The following is a 581-nucleotide window of genomic DNA, read 5'->3' as shown; positions in this document are numbered from 1 at the left end:
TACAGGTCTCATGCTGTTGTTCCAATGTAAAAAAGGGAGCCAGTATAACCTAACTCCCTCCTAGCAATCATAAAAACGACGTCCGCATTAGGCGTTTTCGATTTTCTTGTGGCCTTCTTGTAGATGCACAAAATCAACCAAGTCATCGCCTGAGACTTGATACGCTTGACCGAACCCTTTTACGAACAAACCTTTCTCAGCTTTTAGGTTGAACAGTACAAAGTCTTCAAGCTGGCTTAGACCGTCGATGATGTCACCGAAACGCGCTTTCATCTGACCAACGACCAATTGCCACATTTCAGTATCACGCTCAACAACCGTTGCGACCGCATCAAACGTCAGACGCTTACGTGCAAAAAGCTGTTTGGATGAATCTTCATCTTCGATCATCATCAGTGAAACGTTTGGATTTTCTAGCAGATTTCGAGCATGGCGAGCAATCTGAGAGATCAAAACGAAGTAACCTTCCTGATTCTGAACATAAGGCGCGTAACTTACGTTCGGACGGCCTTCGCTGTCTACCGTTGCAAGCTGTAAAGTACGGCGCTCCTGACGAAATTCCTTAATCTCTGGCCCTAGAC

1 protein-coding gene is annotated in these 581 nt (G+C 45.6%); it reads right to left on the bottom strand.

Going from position 1 to position 581, the window contains the following annotated elements:
• Positions 1-87: 87 nt before the first annotated feature.
• A partial coding sequence (gene hutZ / locus R7R24_RS28895) for a heme utilization protein HutZ (protein WP_318120485.1) occupies positions 88-581 on the bottom strand: 494 nt, incomplete at its 5' end.

The sequence above is a fragment of the Vibrio sp. 704 genome (assembly GCF_033339295.1).
The sequence above is the reverse complement of the archived record's forward strand: the minus strand, read 5'-3'. Positions and strand labels throughout refer to the sequence as shown.